This window comes from Leucobacter iarius (assembly GCF_039530105.1).
Taxonomy (GTDB): Bacteria; Actinomycetota; Actinomycetes; order Actinomycetales; family Microbacteriaceae; genus Leucobacter; species Leucobacter iarius.
Map to the genome: position 1 here is coordinate 1,543,153 of NZ_BAAAOB010000001.1, position 14,906 is coordinate 1,558,058.

16 protein-coding genes are annotated in these 14,906 nt (G+C 70.7%); 8 read left to right on the plus strand and 8 right to left on the minus strand.

Going from position 1 to position 14,906, the window contains the following annotated elements; genetic code table 11:
* Positions 1–82 precede the first annotated feature (82 nt).
* From ABD169_RS06840 to ABD169_RS06850, 3 genes are read left to right on the plus strand one after another with little or no spacing between them, the layout of a single operon-like run.
* Entirely contained in the window at positions 83–913 is an 831-nt protein-coding gene (locus ABD169_RS06840; RefSeq protein ID WP_046454036.1) for an ABC transporter substrate-binding protein, read from the plus strand.
* A 34-nt stretch (positions 914–947) separates the two neighbouring features.
* Positions 948–1,796: an amino acid ABC transporter permease gene (locus ABD169_RS06845; RefSeq protein WP_344030871.1), complete on the plus strand. Its 849-nt coding sequence runs from the start codon at positions 948–950 to the stop codon at positions 1,794–1,796.
* Positions 1,793–2,551, plus strand: a complete 759-nt coding sequence (locus tag ABD169_RS06850) for an amino acid ABC transporter ATP-binding protein (protein ID WP_344030873.1) — start codon at positions 1,793–1,795, stop codon at positions 2,549–2,551. Before ABD169_RS06845 ends, ABD169_RS06850 begins: the two co-directional genes overlap by 4 nt.
* A 34-nt stretch (positions 2,552–2,585) precedes the next feature.
* On the opposite strand, the gene ABD169_RS06855 is transcribed toward ABD169_RS06850, so the two are convergent.
* Entirely contained in the window at positions 2,586–3,149 is a 564-nt protein-coding gene (locus ABD169_RS06855) for a hypothetical protein (protein WP_344030875.1), read from the minus strand.
* A 164-nt stretch (positions 3,150–3,313) separates the two neighbouring features.
* On the opposite strand from ABD169_RS06855, the gene ABD169_RS06860 reads away from it, so the two are divergent.
* Complete coding sequence (locus tag ABD169_RS06860; protein ID WP_344030877.1) at positions 3,314–4,828, plus strand: MDR family MFS transporter; 1,515 nt, start codon at positions 3,314–3,316, stop codon at positions 4,826–4,828.
* 524 nt (positions 4,829–5,352) lie between these two features.
* On the opposite strand, the gene ABD169_RS06865 is transcribed toward ABD169_RS06860, so the two are convergent.
* Complete coding sequence (locus tag ABD169_RS06865) at positions 5,353–6,267, minus strand: LysR family transcriptional regulator (protein WP_046454033.1); 915 nt, start codon at positions 6,265–6,267, stop codon at positions 5,353–5,355.
* A gap of 122 nt (positions 6,268–6,389) precedes the next feature.
* Between ABD169_RS06865 and ABD169_RS06870 the strand changes: the two genes are divergently transcribed.
* Entirely contained in the window at positions 6,390–7,994 is a 1,605-nt protein-coding gene (locus ABD169_RS06870) for an aminotransferase class I/II-fold pyridoxal phosphate-dependent enzyme (RefSeq protein WP_344030879.1), read from the plus strand.
* A gap of 106 nt (positions 7,995–8,100) precedes the next feature.
* Here the strand turns inward: ABD169_RS06870 and ABD169_RS06875 are convergent, their stop codons facing one another.
* Both ABD169_RS06875 and ABD169_RS06880 read right to left on the minus strand, forming a co-directional pair.
* Positions 8,101–8,937: an enoyl-CoA hydratase/isomerase family protein gene (locus tag ABD169_RS06875; protein WP_344030881.1), complete on the minus strand. Its 837-nt coding sequence runs from the start codon at positions 8,935–8,937 to the stop codon at positions 8,101–8,103.
* The gene (locus tag ABD169_RS06880; protein ID WP_046454031.1) at positions 8,934–9,158 is read right to left on the minus strand and encodes a hypothetical protein; all 225 of its coding nucleotides are present in this window, start codon (positions 9,156–9,158) and stop codon (positions 8,934–8,936) included. Before ABD169_RS06880 ends, ABD169_RS06875 begins: the two co-directional genes overlap by 4 nt.
* Before the next feature lie 162 nt (positions 9,159–9,320).
* Here ABD169_RS06880 and ABD169_RS06885 point away from each other — a divergent pair, with 162 nt between their 5' ends.
* From ABD169_RS06885 to ABD169_RS06895, 3 genes are read left to right on the plus strand one after another with little or no spacing between them, the layout of a single operon-like run.
* Positions 9,321–11,051, plus strand: a complete 1,731-nt coding sequence (locus ABD169_RS06885; protein WP_344030883.1) for a DUF885 domain-containing protein — start codon at positions 9,321–9,323, stop codon at positions 11,049–11,051.
* Positions 11,048–11,470, plus strand: coding sequence for a YchJ family protein (locus ABD169_RS06890; protein ID WP_344030885.1), 423 nt, complete (start codon positions 11,048–11,050; stop codon positions 11,468–11,470). The genes ABD169_RS06885 and ABD169_RS06890 overlap by 4 nt, the downstream gene beginning before the upstream one ends.
* Positions 11,471–11,496: 26 nt before the next feature.
* On the plus strand, positions 11,497–12,024 hold the full coding sequence (locus ABD169_RS06895) for an Lrp/AsnC family transcriptional regulator (RefSeq protein WP_344030887.1): 528 nt from the start codon (positions 11,497–11,499) through the stop codon (positions 12,022–12,024).
* On the opposite strand, the gene ABD169_RS06900 is transcribed toward ABD169_RS06895, so the two are convergent.
* From ABD169_RS06900 to ABD169_RS06915, 4 genes are all read right to left on the minus strand, one after another.
* Entirely contained in the window at positions 12,005–12,481 is a 477-nt protein-coding gene (locus tag ABD169_RS06900; RefSeq protein ID WP_344030889.1) for an Lrp/AsnC family transcriptional regulator, read from the minus strand. The two genes, ABD169_RS06895 and ABD169_RS06900, sit on opposite strands and share 20 nt — an antisense overlap.
* 62 nt (positions 12,482–12,543) lie before the next feature.
* Complete coding sequence (locus ABD169_RS06905; RefSeq protein ID WP_344030891.1) at positions 12,544–13,272, minus strand: 3-keto-5-aminohexanoate cleavage protein; 729 nt, start codon at positions 13,270–13,272, stop codon at positions 12,544–12,546.
* A 97-nt stretch (positions 13,273–13,369) separates the two neighbouring features.
* A complete protein-coding gene (locus ABD169_RS06910; RefSeq protein WP_344030892.1) occupies positions 13,370–14,056 on the minus strand; it encodes an RraA family protein in 687 nt (228 codons plus the stop codon).
* Positions 14,057–14,069: 13 nt separating this feature from the next.
* Positions 14,070–14,870: a carbon-nitrogen hydrolase family protein gene (locus tag ABD169_RS06915; protein ID WP_344030894.1), complete on the minus strand. Its 801-nt coding sequence runs from the start codon at positions 14,868–14,870 to the stop codon at positions 14,070–14,072.
* Positions 14,871–14,906: the final 36 nt, after the last annotated feature.

A 14,906-nucleotide genomic window follows, 5' to 3' on the forward strand; every position in this document is an offset into this window, starting at 1 on the left:
GTTCGGCCCAGCGGGCCCTGCGAATAGAATGTTCGCTGGCCGAGTCTGTCTCGATCCGGCCCGGACCCCTCGAAGGAGCCCCATGAACCGCCCGTCGCGCTTCACCCGCATCTCCGCCGTCGTCGCAGCTTCGGCCGCGATCGTGCTCGGCCTGACCGCGTGCGCCGGCGGCGCCGACTCCGGCGAGACCGTCACCCCGGGCAAGCTGACCATCGCCACGGGCGAGCCGGCCTACGCCCCCTGGGTGATCGACAACAAGCCCGAGAGCGGCAAGGGCTTCGAGGCCGCCGTCGCGTACGCCGTGGCCGAGAAGATGGGCTACGACAAGAAGGACGTCGTCTGGACCCGCACCAGCTTCGACGCCGCCATCGCGCCCGGTCCCAAGGACTTCGACCTGAACATCCAGCAGTTCTCCGTGAGCGAGGAGCGCAAGAAGGCCGTCGACTTCTCGTCGCCCTACTACACGACGACCCAGGCCGTGGTCGCTGCGGGCAAGACCGACGCCGCCAAGGCGAAGAGCATCGCGGACCTCAAGAACGCCGTGATCGGCGTCGCCTCGGGCACCACCTCGCTGAAGGTCGCCCAGCAGGAGATCGCCCCGAAGCAGGAGCTCAAGGTCTTCAACTCGGTCGACGACACCGTGCAGGCGCTCAAGAGCGGCCAGATCGACGCGATGGTCACCGACCTGCCCGGCGCGTTCTACGTGCGCGATGCGCAGCTCGACGGCGGTGTGATCGTCGGCCAGCTGCCCTCCGGCAGCGCCGGCGGCGACGAGTTCGCCTTCGCGCTGCCGAAGGGATCGAAGCTCACCAAGAAGGTCAGCGACGCGGTCGACGCGCTCCGCAAGGACGGCGAGCTCGACAAGCTCGCCGCAGAGTGGATCGCCGACCAGGGCGCTCCCGTCCTGAAGTGACCCCGCCGCAAGCCGAAGAGAGTGGGGTGACCCGGTGAGCACCACCGAGGTGAGCTCGATCGAGCTGGAGCGACGCGCCTATCGCACCGCCCGCGGACGCCGCTCGGCGCTGATCAGCGTCGTGAGCACCCTGGTGTTCCTGGCCGCGGTGGTGCTCCTGCTCATCAACAGCCCGGGTTGGGAGCGTGTGCGGGAGTCGTTCTTCGACCCGCAGACCGCGATCGACGCGCTCCCCAAGGTGCTCGTCGGGCTCTGGCTGAACATCCAGGTGCTCTTCTTCGCCGTGATCGGCGTCGCGATCCTCAGCACCCTCGTCGCGATCGCGCGTACTCTGCGCGGACCGGTGTTCACACCGCTGCGGCTGCTCGCCGCCGGCTACACCGACGTCTTCCGGGGGATCCCGGTGCTGCTCGTGCTGTACCTCATCGGCTTCGGTATTCCCGGGCTCGGGCTCACCGGGCGCATCCCCGTCCAGGTGCTGGGCACGATCGCCCTCGTGCTCTGCTACTCGGCGTACGTGGCCGAAGTGCTGCGCGCGGGCATGGACGCCGTGCACCCGTCGCAGCGCCTCGCCGCCCGCTCGCTGGGCCTCAGCCACGGCAAGACCCTGCGCCTCGTGGTGCTGCCGCAGGCGGTGCGCAAGGTGACGCCCGCGCTCATGAACGACTTCGTGTCGCTCATGAAGGACGTCGGTCTGATCTCGGCGCTCGGCGCGGTCGATGCGATCCGCGCCGCGCAGATCGAGGTCGCCTCGGTCGCCAACTTCACCCCGTACGTGGTCGCCGGCCTGCTGTTCGTGATCCTGGCCTGGCCGTTCATCCGCCTCACCGACTGGATCTCGGCGCGGGCGCAGAAGCGCGAGCAGATCGGAGGCGTCGTATGAGCGCGGAACGAGCGACCCCGGTGCTGCGGGTCGAGGGCGTCGTCAAGCGCTTCGGCGAGCACCCCGTGCTGCGGGGGATCGACCTCGAGGTCGAGGCGCACGAGGTCGTCGTGCTCATCGGGGCCTCGGGTTCGGGCAAGTCGACGCTGCTCAAGACCATCAACCTGCTGGAGCAGATCGACGACGGCCGCATCTTCCTGGGCGATGAGGACATCACCGATCCCCGTGTCAACGCCGATCGCGTGCGTGCGCGCATCGGCGTCGTGTTCCAGCACTACAACCTGTTCCCGCACATGAACGTGCTCGACAACGTCACCCTTGCCGCGCGCCAGGTCTTCGGGATCCCGCGTCCCGAGGCCGAGCGCGTCGGGCTCGGACTGCTCGAGCGGATCGGGCTCGTCGAGAAGGCGAAGGAGTTCCCGGATCGCCTCTCGGGCGGGCAGCAGCAGCGCGTCGCGATCGCCCGCGCCCTCGCGACCGATCCCGAGCTGCTCCTGCTGGACGAGATCACGAGCGCGCTCGACCCGCAGCTCGTCGGCGAAGTGCTCGACCTGGTGCGCGAGCTCAAGGCCGGGGGATCCACGATCGTCATGGCGACGCACGAGATGTCGTTCGCGCGGCGCGTTGCCGATCGGGTGGTCTACCTGAAGGACGGCCGGATCATCGAGTCCGGGCCGCCCGAGCAGATCTTCGAGTCGCCGCAGCGCGAGGAGACCCGGGAGTTCCTCGCGCGGCTGCGCGAGCCCTTCGCCTGAGCCGCTCGCGCGAAGGGCCCCACCGGGGTGGGGCTCAGATCTGCGCCAGCAGCTCCTTCCAGTGCGCGCGCCAGGCCTCGATGCTGTCGGCGTCGGGTAGGCCGTTGTGCTCGACCGCGACGACCGACCGGCTGTCGTCCTTCGCGACGGCGGAGACCTCGACCACGCCCGATCCCTCGAGGTTCGCGCGCCAGAAGGTGCGCTTCTCGGTGCGGGATCGACGGCGCCCGGTGGTGAGGTGCCCGAGGTGGTGATCGAGTCCGGCGACGACTCCGGCCCAGGATTCGATCGCGGCGTCGCGATCCATCTCGACCGTGCGGCTCGCGCTCACGCGGAAGGACCCGGTCGAGGACTGGCCGGGGACCCGGAGGCCCGCATACTGCTCGAACGCGATGGCGGCGCCCTGGGCCCACCAGTCGGGGTTCTCGACCGACGCGGGGATCTTCTCCCGTGCGATCCGCGCGATCTCGGTGTGGCCGAGGGTCTTCGCGCCCGCCGACTCGAAGAGCGCGACCCAGTCCTCCCAGGGGATGCTGGTCGCGCGTTCGAGTGCGGGGACGTTGCCCGGGCGGGTGCTGTTGCCTGCGGATTCGGTCACGTTCGCTCCCTTCGCCGCGCACCCCGTGCGGATGCGCCCTCGCACCGGCGCTGCCGACGGCGGAGTTCCTCCGTCGATGTCGGTGCCTCCCGTTAGCATAGAACGACTCCCTCGAAGGACCGAGTGAACACTCGTCCTCCGACCTATCTGAAAGCGATGTACCTGTGGCCGCCGCTTCGCGCCCTGATCCCGCCCTGCCCGATTCGACCGCTGAATCCGTTTCAGCTCCCTCCACCTCGACCGATCCCACCCCGTTCGGGCCGCGCGAGCAGCTCGCCGTCTGGGTGCTGCTCGGTTCCGCCTTCGTCGTCATCCTGAACGAGACGATCATGGGCGTCGCGCTGCCGCGCCTCATGGACGCGCTGCACATCAGCGCGTCCGCCGGGCAGTGGCTCACCACCGCCTTCCTCCTGACCATGAGCGTGGTCATCCCGATCACGGGCATGCTGATCCAGCGCATCCGCACCCGCACGCTGTTCATCGCGGCGATGGGGTTCTTCACCGTCGGCACGGCCATCGCCGCCGCCGCGCCCGGCTTCGAGATGCTCCTCGTCGGTCGCGTGGTGCAGGCCTGCGGCACGGCGATCATGATGCCGCTGCTGATGACCACGGTCATCACCGTGGTACCCGAGGCCAGCCGCGGCCGGCTCATGGGGCGCATCTCGATCGTCATCTCGGTCGCACCCGCCCTCGGCCCGACCATCTCCGGCGTCATCCTCGAGCACTTCGAGTGGCGCTGGCTGTTCATCCTCGTGCTGCCCATCTCGCTCGCGGCGCTCATCATCGGCGCGCTCCGCATGCCGAACGTGGGCGAGCCCCGCAAGGCGCCCATCGACGCGCTCTCGGTGCTGCTCTCCCTCCTCGGCTTCGGCGGACTCGTCTACGGGCTCAGCGCCGTCGGCGAACTGGCGAGCGGCGGGTCCTCCGTGCCGCCGTGGATCCCGGTCGTCATCGGCGTCGTCTCGCTCGTGTGGTTCGTGCTCCGACAGCTCAGCCTCCAGCGGCGTGAGCGCGCGCTGCTCGACCTGCGCACGTTCCGCTCGCGGCCGTTCGCGTTCTCGGTGCTGCTGTTCGCCTGCGCGTCGCTCGCGCTGTTCGGCAGCCTCATCCTGCTGCCGATCTTCGTGCAGCGGGTGCTCGGACTCTCGGTGTTCGAAGCGGGCCTCTCGCTCCTGCCGGGCGGACTCGTCATGGGCCTGCTCGGGCCGATCGTCGGTCGGCTCGTCGACCGTCGCGGTGCGCGCCCGGTCCTCATCCCGGGCACGATCATCACCGCGATCGGCCTCTGGGGCATGGGTCTCTTCGGCGTCGGCACGCCGCTGTGGTTCGTCATCCTGACCCACGTGGTCATGAGCGTCGGCCTCGCAGCGACGTTCACGCCCCTGTTCACGGTCTCGCTCGGCTCGCTGCCGCACGAGCTCGCCTCGTACGGCAGCGCGATGATCGGCACCGTGCAGCAGGTCGCGGGCGCGGCGGGCACCGCGCTCTTCGTGACGATCATGACCCTGGTGTCGGTCGCGCACGCGGAATCCCCGACCGCGGTCGGCGCTGCCGCGCTCGCGTCGGGCACGCACGTCGCGTTCCTCATCGGCGGGGCCGTCGCGACGCTCGGCATCGTGGTGGCGCTGTTCGTGCGCGATCCCGCGCCGCAGGCGCAGCAGGTCCCGGTCGGGCACTGACCGGCACCGCTCCCGCACCGACACGGAACCCCGCCGGCTCTGACCGGCGGGGTTCCGTGCGTTCGCGGGTACCGGGAGCTGCTGCGTCGCCCGCGCGGGGTGTTCGCGCGATGCGTTCGGGAGAGGAGCTCCGCGGGTCTCCGGCGCTAGTTGTTCAGTCGGGGCCGTTCGCTCCGCCCTGCCTGTTGTGTTCCGCCGTGCCTGCTGTGTTCCGCCGGGCCGGTGGCGCTCCCGCGCTGTTCACTCAGCCGGATCTGAACGCTCAGCCGGATCCAAGGTGTCGAATTCGTCCGGCTGAGTGCTCAGATCCGACTGAGCGCACGGGTGAGAATCCTGCTGAGCGCACGGACTCGGCGGAGCACTCGAAGCCCCAGTCGTCTGGCTGCTTCCGCTCCGGATCCTGTCGAGTGAACGCGCGTACATGGAAAGCGGTCCTATTTCATGTACACGCGTTCACTCGACGGGGCGCGGGTGTACGGGTGCGCTGGGGCGCGAACGAGCCGGGCGCGGCTGGCGGAGCGGCGCTACGCCAGCGACTCGACGGTGCGGCGGAGCGCCTCGGCGAGCTGGCGCACCGCCGGGGGAGGCCCGCTCGCGGGGCCCTTCGCCGCCAGCAGGATCTCCCGCGCGAAGCGCGGATCCTCGAGCGGTCGGAGCGCGACGCCGGCCGGCGGATGCGCGGCCGCCAGCTTCGGCACGAGGCCGACGCCGAGCCCCGCGGCCACCATGCCGAGCACGACCGTGTAGTCGTCGGTGCGCAGCGCCACCTCCGCGGTGTGCCCGTCGGCGGTGAAGAGGTCCCGCACGATGTCGTCGATGGTGTCGCCCGGCGTCGCACCGAACACCCAGGCCTCCTCGTGGAGCGAACGCAGCGTCGGCAGGTCGATGCTCTCCCGCTGCGCGGCCGAGTGGTGCTCGGGGACCGCCAGCAGCAGCGGATCGCGGAGGATACGGGTCGTGTGCACCTCGGAACGGAACGGAAGACCGTAGCCGCTCGCCGTGTACACCAGGGCGGCATCGATCGTGTTCTGATTCACCTGCTCGACGAGCGGCGCCACCTCGGTGAGCACCGCATCGAGGTCGATGCCGAGCTCGGTCAGCCGGGCCGCGATCCCGGGCAGCAGGTGCGCGGCCGCGGTGGGGAAGGTTCCGAAGCGCAGCCGGGTCCGGCCGAGCTGGGCGAGTTCGCGCACGTCGGTCAGGGCGCGATCGGAGAGCGCGAGGATCTCGGATCCGCGCTCGAGCATGAGGGAGCCCGCGGCCGTGAGCGTGCTGCCGCGGGTGCTGCGCGAGGTGAGCGCCGTGCCGACGAGGTTGTCGAGGTTGCGCAGGTGGTAGTCGACGGTGGGCTGGCTCCAGCCGAGCCGCACCGCCGCCCGCGAGACGGAGCCCTCGGCCGCGACCGCGGACAGGGCCTGCAGCTGTCTGAGGTCGATCATGCGTGCCCCGCATTCTTTGGACGCTGACGGAGGAGATCCCCGTCCTTGCTCCAGAGTGTATATGGTTCGACTGAGCGGATTCCGGGGTTCCGCCGCCGCTCGAGCGGGAGCAGAGTTGAGAGATGCTGCGCAACGACGACATCACTCCCGCACCCACCTCCGCCTCCCGCGTCGAGACCGGTGCGAGCGAGCATCCGATCCGGGCGATCGCCCGGCTCGAGCGACAGCAGCACGCCCCCTACGTCGAGGCGGTGCAGCAGCACGCCGACGCCGCCCCGCTGCACGTCATGGTCCCCGGTCACGGCTGCGATCCCGTCGCGGGCGGCTCGCACCTCGCCGATATCTTCGGCGCCCGCACGGTCGAGCTCGACGTCCCGCTGATGCTCGACGGGATCGACCTCGGTCCCGGATCCCCGCTCGAGCAGGCCCGGGCACTCGCAGCCGAGGCGTGGGGCGCGAAGACCACCTGGTTCATGACCAACGGTGCCTCGCAGGCGAACCGCACGGCGGCGCTCGCGGTGCGCGGGCTCGGCGAGCGCGTGCTCGTGCAGCGCAGCTCGCACTCGAGCTTCAGCGACGGCGTGCTGCTCGGCGGGCTGATCCCGTCGTTCGTCGCGCCCAACGTCGACCACGAGAACGGCATCGCGCACGGACTCACCCCCGAGCTGCTCGAGACCGCGCTGCGCGAGGAGGCCGAGGCCGGTCGCGAGGTGTCGAGCGTCTATGTCGTCTCGCCGAGCTACTTCGGTTCGACCGCGGACGTCGCGGGCCTCGCCCGCGTCGCGCACGAGGCCGGCGCCGCACTGATCGTCGACGGCGCCTGGGGTGCGCACTTCGGCTTCCACGAGGACCTGCCCGATTCGCCGGCGCGCCTCGGCGCCGACCTCGTGATCTCGAGCACGCACAAGCTCGCCGGGTCCTTCACCCAGTCCGCCATGCTGCACCTGGGCGACACCGAGTTCGCGGAGCGGCTCGAGCCGCTCGTGGCCCGCGCCTACACGATGACCTCCTCGACCTCCGCGAGCGCTCTCCTCATGGGCTCGCTCGACGCATCCCGGCACGCGCTCGTGCAGGGGCACGACGAGATCACCCGCGCGGTCGCGGCCTCCGAGGACTTCCGCGCCCGCCTGCGCGCCGATGACCGCTTCTCGGTGGTCAGCGACGACTTCGGCGACTTCGGCGACATCGTGGCGATCGATCCGCTGCGCGTGCCGATCGACGTCTCGCAGCTCGGGCAGAGCGGCCACTGGGTCCGCAACCGGCTCATCGACGACCACGGGGTCTACTTCGAGATGTCGACCGCGACGGTGATCGTTGCGGTGATCGGCGCTCGTGCGGGGCTCGACGTCGATCGGCTCATGACCTCCCTCGACGCCGTCGCCCGCGAGGCCGAGGCGCTGCGCGCCGCCGGCGAGACCGCCGCGGTCGAGGCGTTCCCCGCGCTGCCCGAGGCGGGCACCCTGCGCATGCTGCCGCGCGCCGCGTTCTTCGGCGAGAGCGAGCTCGTCGCCGCCGAAGACGCGATCGGGCGCGTGTCGGCCGACACGCTCGCCGCCTACCCGCCCGGGATCCCGAACCTGGTGCCGGGCGAGGAGATCACCCCCGAGACCGTCGCGTTCCTGCAGGCCGTCGCGGCGTCTCCGACCGGGTACGTGCGCGGTGCCGCGGATCCCGAGGTGCGGAGCTTCCGCGTGGTGCGGGATCCGCTGACCGCCGCCCAGTCCTAGCACGGATCCGGGGCCGCTGAGCGCGGTCCCGGAGAGACGACGAAGGCGGTGCGATCCAAAATGGATCGCACCGCCTTCGTCGTCTGCGGGCTGCGGGGCCGTTCGGCTAGGCCCCGGTGAACTCGGGTCGGCGCTTCTCGACGAACGCCGCAGTGCCCTCGAGCATGTCGGGAGTGCCGAAGCGCGCGACGAAGGCCTCGCGCTCGATCGCGAGCCCGGCGTCGGTCGGGTGCGCCTGCGCGGCACGGACGGTGCGCTTGGCCGCGGCGACGGCGGTCGGCGATTGCCGGGCCGCGAGCGCGATGATCTCGCGGGCCGCCGCGAGCAGCGCGTCCTGATCCTCGAGCACGCGTGAGACCAGGCCGAGGCGCTCGGCCTCCGCGGCGGAGATGCGTCGGCCGGTCAGGATGAGTTCGCGGGCGGCGGCGATGCCGACGTACTGCTGCAGGCGGACGCAGCCGCCGAAGCCGGGGATGAGGCCGAGCGCGACCTCGGGCTGCCCGAAGGCCGCGTTCTCGGAGGCGAGGATCACGTCGCAGGCCATGGCGAGCTCGCACCCGCCGCCCAGGGCGAAGCCGTTGACGGCGGCGACCACGGGCACGGGCAGGGTCTCGAGCCAGCTCGTGAGCTCCTGCGCTTCGGCGGTGTAGGCGTCGGCCTGCTCAGCGGTCATCTCGCGCATCCGCGCGATGTCGGCACCCGCGACGAAGGCCTTCGGACCCGCGCCGGTGATGACGACGCCGCGGACCGACCAGTCGGGATCCGTGCCTGCGCCGATGCCGTCGCGCAGGATGCCGACGACCTCGCGCAGCTCGGCGATCACCTCGGGGGAGAGCGCGTTCAGGACCTCCGGCCGAGTGATGGTGATCGTGAGGATCGCCTCGCGCACGTCGAGCGCGAGCGTGCGGCGGTCGAGGGCGGCGAGGCGATCCGCGACGGTCATCGCTTCGGCTTCTCGAAGAGGTTGCCGACCAGGGTCGAGGTGATCAGCACGACGGCGAGCAGCACGACGCCGACGATCAGGATCGGGACGACCTGCAGCGGCTCGCCCGCGTGGGAGAAGTTGTCGTGCGCCTCGTCGCCGTGGGCGAACGCCGGGACCGCCACGAACACGGACATGAGCGCGGTGGTCACCGCGGCTGCGATGCGGGTACGGATCTTCACTTCGGTCTCCTCGCAGGATCGGTGCGGCTGCCGCCGCGGACCCCTCTATTCTGCCGCTCCTGAGCGTTTCCCGCGAACCGGCGCGACGGCGGCCGCGGGAAGCGGCGGCCGCACGGCGATCCCGCAGCCCGGACGCGACCTCGGATCGTTAGCATCGACAGCATGACCACTGATCAGACCGCTCCGCGCCCGAACCGTCCGCAGACCGAGATCGACCGCATCGCCGAGCGCTGGGTCGACGACGTCGTCGCCCTCGACCCGATCACCGGAACGTATCTCGGCCGGTCCGGGTCCAATCGCCTGCTGCCCGACTTCTCGCCCGCGGGAGCGGACGCGGTCGCGACGGCGCAGCGCGCCGTCCTCGCCGCGGTGGAGGCCCAGACTCCGGTCGACGCCGTCGATGCGGTGACCCGCGCCGACCTGGCGTCCGAACTGCGGCTCTCGCTCGCCCAGCACGAGGCCGGCGAGGCCCTGCGCGATCTCAACGTCATCGAGTCGCCGGCGCAGCAGGTGCGCGACAGCTTCGATCTGATGCCGAGCGAGAGCGAGTCCGACTGGGCCGATCTCGCCGAACGCATGCGCGCGGTTCCCGCGGCGCTCGCCGGATACCGCGAATCCCTCGACCTCGGCGCCGAGCGCGGGCTCGTCCCCGCCCGTCGCCAGGTGCTCGAGGTCGCGGCGCAGCTGCGCCGCACCGCGGGCGTCGAGGGATCCGCCGAGGGATTCTTCCAGGCGATCGCCGCCCGCGGCGCTGCTGCGGGCGGCGCGGTGCCCACCTCGCTCGCGCAGGAGCTCTCGGAGGCGGCGTCGCTCGCCGGCCGCGCGTACGCCGACCTCGCCGATGCGCTCGAGGGCGACCTGGCCCCGCGCGCGTCCGAGACCGACGGCTTCGGGCGCGAGCGGTACGCGCTCGCCTCCGAGCGCTTCGTCGGGGCGTCGGTGGATCTCGACGAGACCTACGAGTGGGGCATCGAGGAGCTCGCGCGCATGCGCGACGAGCAGGAGCGCATCGCCGCCGAGATCGTCGGAGGCTCGGTGCGACCCGGCATCGTGGCCGAGGCGATCGCGAAGCTCGACGCCGACCCCTCGCGCAAGCTCCACGGCACCGACGCGCTGCAGCGGTGGATGCAGGAGACCAGCGATCGCGCCGTCGCCGAGCTCGGCGCGACGCACTTCGACATCCCCGCCGAGATCCGGACCCTCGAGTGCCGCATCGCGCCCACGCAGGAGGGCGGCATCTACTACACCGGCCCCAGCGACGACCTCTCGCGTCCCGGCCGCATGTGGTGGTCCGTGCCCGAGGGCGTCACCGAGTTCGACACCTGGCGCGAGCTGACCACCGTCTACCACGAGGGAGTTCCCGGCCACCACCTGCAGATCGCGCAGGCGGTCGTGAACCGCGGTCTGCTGAACGGTTGGCGGCGCCAGCTCGCCGGCACCTCCGGTCACGCCGAAGGGTGGGCGCTCTACGCGGAGCGCCTCATGGAGCAGCTCGGCTACCTCGACGATCCCGCAGACCGTTTCGGCATGCTCGACGGGCAGCGCATGCGCGCGGCCCGCGTGGTGCTCGACATCGGCGTGCACCTCGGCAAGCAGCGCCCCGACGGGCAGGGTGCCTGGACCGCGGAGTACGCGTTCGAGTTCATGGGCGAGAACGTCAACATGAACGACGGCTTCGTGAAGTTCGAGGTGAACCGCTACCTCGGCTGGGCGGGCCAGGCCCCGTCCTACAAGATCGGTCAGCGCATCTGGGAGGAGCAGCGCGACGAGTACGCGGCGCGGGAGCGCGAGGCCGGCCGCGAGTTCGACATCCGCGACTTCCACCGCGACGCGCTCGAGCTCGGCGTGATCCGCCTCGACACCATGCAGCGGACCCTGCGCGGCGAGCTGTGAGCGAGGCCTCGGCCCTGCCTTGCCCCTGCGGGCGGGGCCAGAGGTACGCCGAGTGCTGCGAACCGTTGCACGCGGGGGAGCCCGCGCCGACCGCGGAGCGGCTGATGCGGTCCCGCTACAGCGCCTTCGCGCTCGGCCTGGGGGCGTACCTGCTCGACTCCTGGCACCCGAGCACGCGACCGGAGTCGCTGGAACTCGATCCCGAGGTGGAGTGGCGCCGACTGCTCGTCGAGACGACCGAGCGCGGCGGTCCCTTCGACCGTGAGGGCTTCGTCGTCTTCACCGCGATCGGACGCACGCCCGAGGGGCGCTTCGAGCAGCGCGAGCGCAGCCGGTTCCTCAGGGATCGCGACGGTCTCGCCGCGACGGCCCCGGAGCGCTGGCGCTACGTCGACGGGGATCCGCTCGACGCGTCCTGACGCGGGGCCTGCCGTAGACTGGACCGGTGGACGCAGCGAAGAAGCACACCAGTTCTCCGCTCGATGACGTCGACCGCGAGATCATCGACCAGCTCCGGGTCGACGGTCGCATGTCCTTCGCGGAGATCGGGCGAAGAATCGGCTTCTCCGAACCGACCGTCCGGCAGCGGTACAACCGACTGGTCTCACTCGGTTTCATCTACGTCGCGGGCATGTACGACGAGACGAAGATCGGCGGCATCGCCGCTCACGTCGGCATCCGGGTCGCTGAGGTGCCCGTCGCCCGCGTCGCCGAGCAGCTCGCCGAGCACCCGAACGTGAAGTACGTCGCCTGCACGCTCGGCTACTACGACATAATTCTCGATCTCGTCGCACCCGACGCCAGGGGCCTCGGCAAGATCGTCCTGCAGGACCTCCGCCGCATCAGGGGGATCTCCGACCTCGAAACGCTGACGGTGCTCGAGGTGCGCAAGGACGACTACCTGTGGCAGGGATTCCGTGAACCGTCGCCGCTCTCGGTTCAAGCCTCGAAGCTCAGCGGTTCGGGTCGCTGACGCTCGGCCCGGAGGTGCCGCGCAGGCCCTGTCGCGTGTAGTCCTTCGCGAGCGAGGTGACGATGATCGGCTGGATTGCCGCGACGCCGGGGTGCCGCCGGATCTCGTCGAGCAGATCGATCAGCTGCTGCTGATCTCGGCAGGTCGCTTCCAGATAGAGATCGTGGGAGCCGGCCACGAGGGCGACGTGGTTGATCTGCCGGATGCCGACCAGACCGTCGGCGACGGCGAGCGGCGTGAGGTTGCGCACCCGCAGGAGAAGACGGACCACCTGGTGCCCGAGCAGCAGGGCGTTGCAGAGCGCGACGATCATCACGACGTCGTCCTCCTGCAGCTTCGCGAGACGCGCACGCACCGTCGACTGCGATACGCCCAGGTCCTCGGCGAGCGCCGCGAAGGTGCGCCGTCCGTCCCGCGCGAGCAGCTCGATGAGCCGCCGATCGAGATCGTCAATCATGTCGCGCCCCGCCTTCCCCGTATCGAGAGTATCGGTCGGGGGAAGGCGGCGCGCGTCGTCGTTCATGCCCGCGGTTCGAGAGCTCGGACGGCGGTCACGAGCTCCGCGTTGTCCCTGGGAAGCGTGCCGTCGGGCAGCAGCACACCGTCTTCGAAGCCGATCCGGGTCTCGCACCCGTCCTCGATCGCGGCCCGCACCACCGGCCAGACCGTCTCGTCGTAGCCGTGGTAGAGGATCGGCGCGGTGACTCCGGCTGCTCTCAGCGCCGCAGCGATCTCGCGGCACTGGGCGACGGCGAGATCGGGGTCCTCGGTCTCCGGCTCGATGAGGACGCGCACGTTCCGGTGCAGCGAGGACGAGGCGAGGAGCGCCGGGACATCCTCCATCGACCACACCGCCGATTCGAGCACCATGCCGCGCTCGAGCACGAGCTCGGCGGCTTCGGCGGCACCCTCCTCGCAGAATGCGACCGAGGCGAAGTCGGGCAGCGCGTCGGCCGGCCATTCGCTCAGGTGACGCATCCGCTCGGAGTGGGAGGAGACGGTCCACAGCCCCGTGGTGGTCCCGACCACGATCCGAGGATCTGCGGCGCGCATCGCGCGCACCCAGGCCCCGACGTGGTCGGGCCTGATCGTCTGCTCGCCGGTCTCGGTGATCACATGGGCGTGGACGACGTCGGCGCCCGCGGCGATCACTGCAGCGCTGTCCTCGACGATGGCGGCGAGCGTGCGCGGTACCGCCGGATGCTCGGAGGTGGGACGTCCGCCGTTGATCGCGGCTTTCAGAAGCATCGTGGTGAGGCCTTTCTCTGGTGTGGTGCGCGCTCGATCATCGCCGAGCCGGTCGGCGGTGATCGAGCGCGCGCTGGGGTCGGGGCGTTCGCCCCGGCTACTGCGGGGTGGTGCTGCTGAGCAGCTGGGCGACGGTCGAGCTCGCCCCGGTGAGGGCTCCGAGCGGAGCCCCTGTGCGGAGCTCGGCGATGAGGTCCGGCTCCTCCGCATCGTCGGCGAGCGCGAGATCGACGAGACGTTCGGCGACCTCGACGGGCACGGCGAGGACGCCGTTGGCATCGGCGAGCACGAGGTCGCCGGGACGGACCACCGCTCCGCCGCAGGTGATCGGGATGTTCACTCCTCCCGCGTCGATTCCGTGCAGCTTGGTGGTGAGCATGCTCGTCCCGCGCGCGTGCACGGCCAGGCCGAGCTCGGTGATCTCGTCGGTGTCGGTCATCACTCCGTCGATCACGGCACCGGCCGCCCCGCGCGCGACGAGCTGGGCCGCGACGACCTCTCCGAGGGGCGCGTGCCGACGGTCGCCTCCCGTGTCGAGCACGAGCACCTGCCCGGTGCCGATCAGACCCGCCGCATGATGCAGCGCGGTCGAGTCGGTCGCCGTGGTGCGGACGGTGAACGCGGTGCCGATGATCCGGGCGGGTCCGGCGACGATCCGACGGATGTCCGGGTCGACGAATCCCTCTTCGAGGTAGTGCCCGAGCGTGGGAAAGCTCAGCCGTTCGAGCTTGGCGCGGAGCTCGGGGGAGAGCGAAGCGGGGGCTTCGCCTGCGTGGAAGAACATTGCTGGCTCCTGTCTAGTGCAGTTCGTAGTCGAGTGCGATGCGGCGGTTCTCGAGGGCCGGGAGCATTGCGCGCGCCCGTTCGGTGCGCTCGGCGTCCAGCTCGCTCACGATGAGCCCTTCGTCGTGCGCGTTCAGACCTGCGACGACGACCCCGAGCGGATCGATGATGCGGCTCAGCCCGGCCGAATCAGGACCGACGGTCGCCGAGGCGAGCAGCCAGCTCACGTTCTCAATCGCCCTGGCCTGCGTGAGCACCGCCCAGTGCTCCTCCTTGCCCTTGCCCGATACCCAGGCGGCCGAGAGCGCGATGGCGTCGACGCCGCGATCCGCCAGGCTCCGGAAGAGCTCGGGGAACCGCACGTCGTAGCAGTTCGCGAGGCCGATGCGGAGTCCGTCGATCTCGATCACCGGTGGGAGCGCATCGCCGCGGGTCACGTATGCCGATTCCTGGTAGGCAAAGGCATCGTAGGTATGCACCTTGTGGTATCTGGCGAGCTCGGTGCCGTCCGCTGCGATCGCGAGCACGGTGTTGAACGGGGCCCCGTCGGGGTTCGGCTCGTATCCTGCGGCGATGACGGCGATGCCGTGCTCTTCGGCGAGGGAACGAATCCTTGCCTCGAAGCGCGGCCAGACCGTTGGGAGCAGATCGCGGAACTGCGGTTTGATGGAGTCGTCCGCGAGGAGCATCGCTTCCTCCGGGAAGACGACGAGTCGAGCCCCGCGGACCGCAGCCTCGGCGGTCAATCGGGCGATGGTGGTGAGGTTGTGATCCGGATCGATGCCCGGGGAGGTCTGCGCGACGGCGACTCTCATAGGACGCCCCTTTCTGGGAACGCGGGTGAAGAAACG

Bases quoted from the DNA above. Each gene is read 5' to 3' on its own strand.
- ABD169_RS06840 (WP_046454036.1), top strand. From the start codon at position 83: ATGAACCGCCCGTCGCGCTTCACCCGCATCTCCGCCGTCGTCGCAGCT.
- ABD169_RS06850 (WP_344030873.1), top strand. From the start codon at position 1,793: ATGAGCGCGGAACGAGCGACCCCGGTGCTGCGGGTCGAGGGCGTCGTC.
- ABD169_RS06865 (WP_046454033.1), bottom strand. From the start codon at position 6,267: ATGATCGACCTCAGACAGCTGCAGGCCCTGTCCGCGGTCGCGGCCGAG.
- ABD169_RS06870 (WP_344030879.1), top strand. From the start codon at position 6,390: ATGCTGCGCAACGACGACATCACTCCCGCACCCACCTCCGCCTCCCGC.
- ABD169_RS06875 (WP_344030881.1), bottom strand. From the start codon at position 8,937: ATGACCGTCGCGGATCGCCTCGCCGCCCTCGACCGCCGCACGCTCGCG.
- ABD169_RS06885 (WP_344030883.1), top strand. From the start codon at position 9,321: ATGACCACTGATCAGACCGCTCCGCGCCCGAACCGTCCGCAGACCGAG.
- ABD169_RS06900 (WP_344030889.1), bottom strand. From the start codon at position 12,481: ATGATTGACGATCTCGATCGGCGGCTCATCGAGCTGCTCGCGCGGGAC.
- ABD169_RS06905 (WP_344030891.1), bottom strand. From the start codon at position 13,272: ATGCTTCTGAAAGCCGCGATCAACGGCGGACGTCCCACCTCCGAGCAT.
- ABD169_RS06910 (WP_344030892.1), bottom strand. From the start codon at position 14,056: ATGTTCTTCCACGCAGGCGAAGCCCCCGCTTCGCTCTCCCCCGAGCTC.
- ABD169_RS06915 (WP_344030894.1), bottom strand. From the start codon at position 14,870: ATGAGAGTCGCCGTCGCGCAGACCTCCCCGGGCATCGATCCGGATCAC.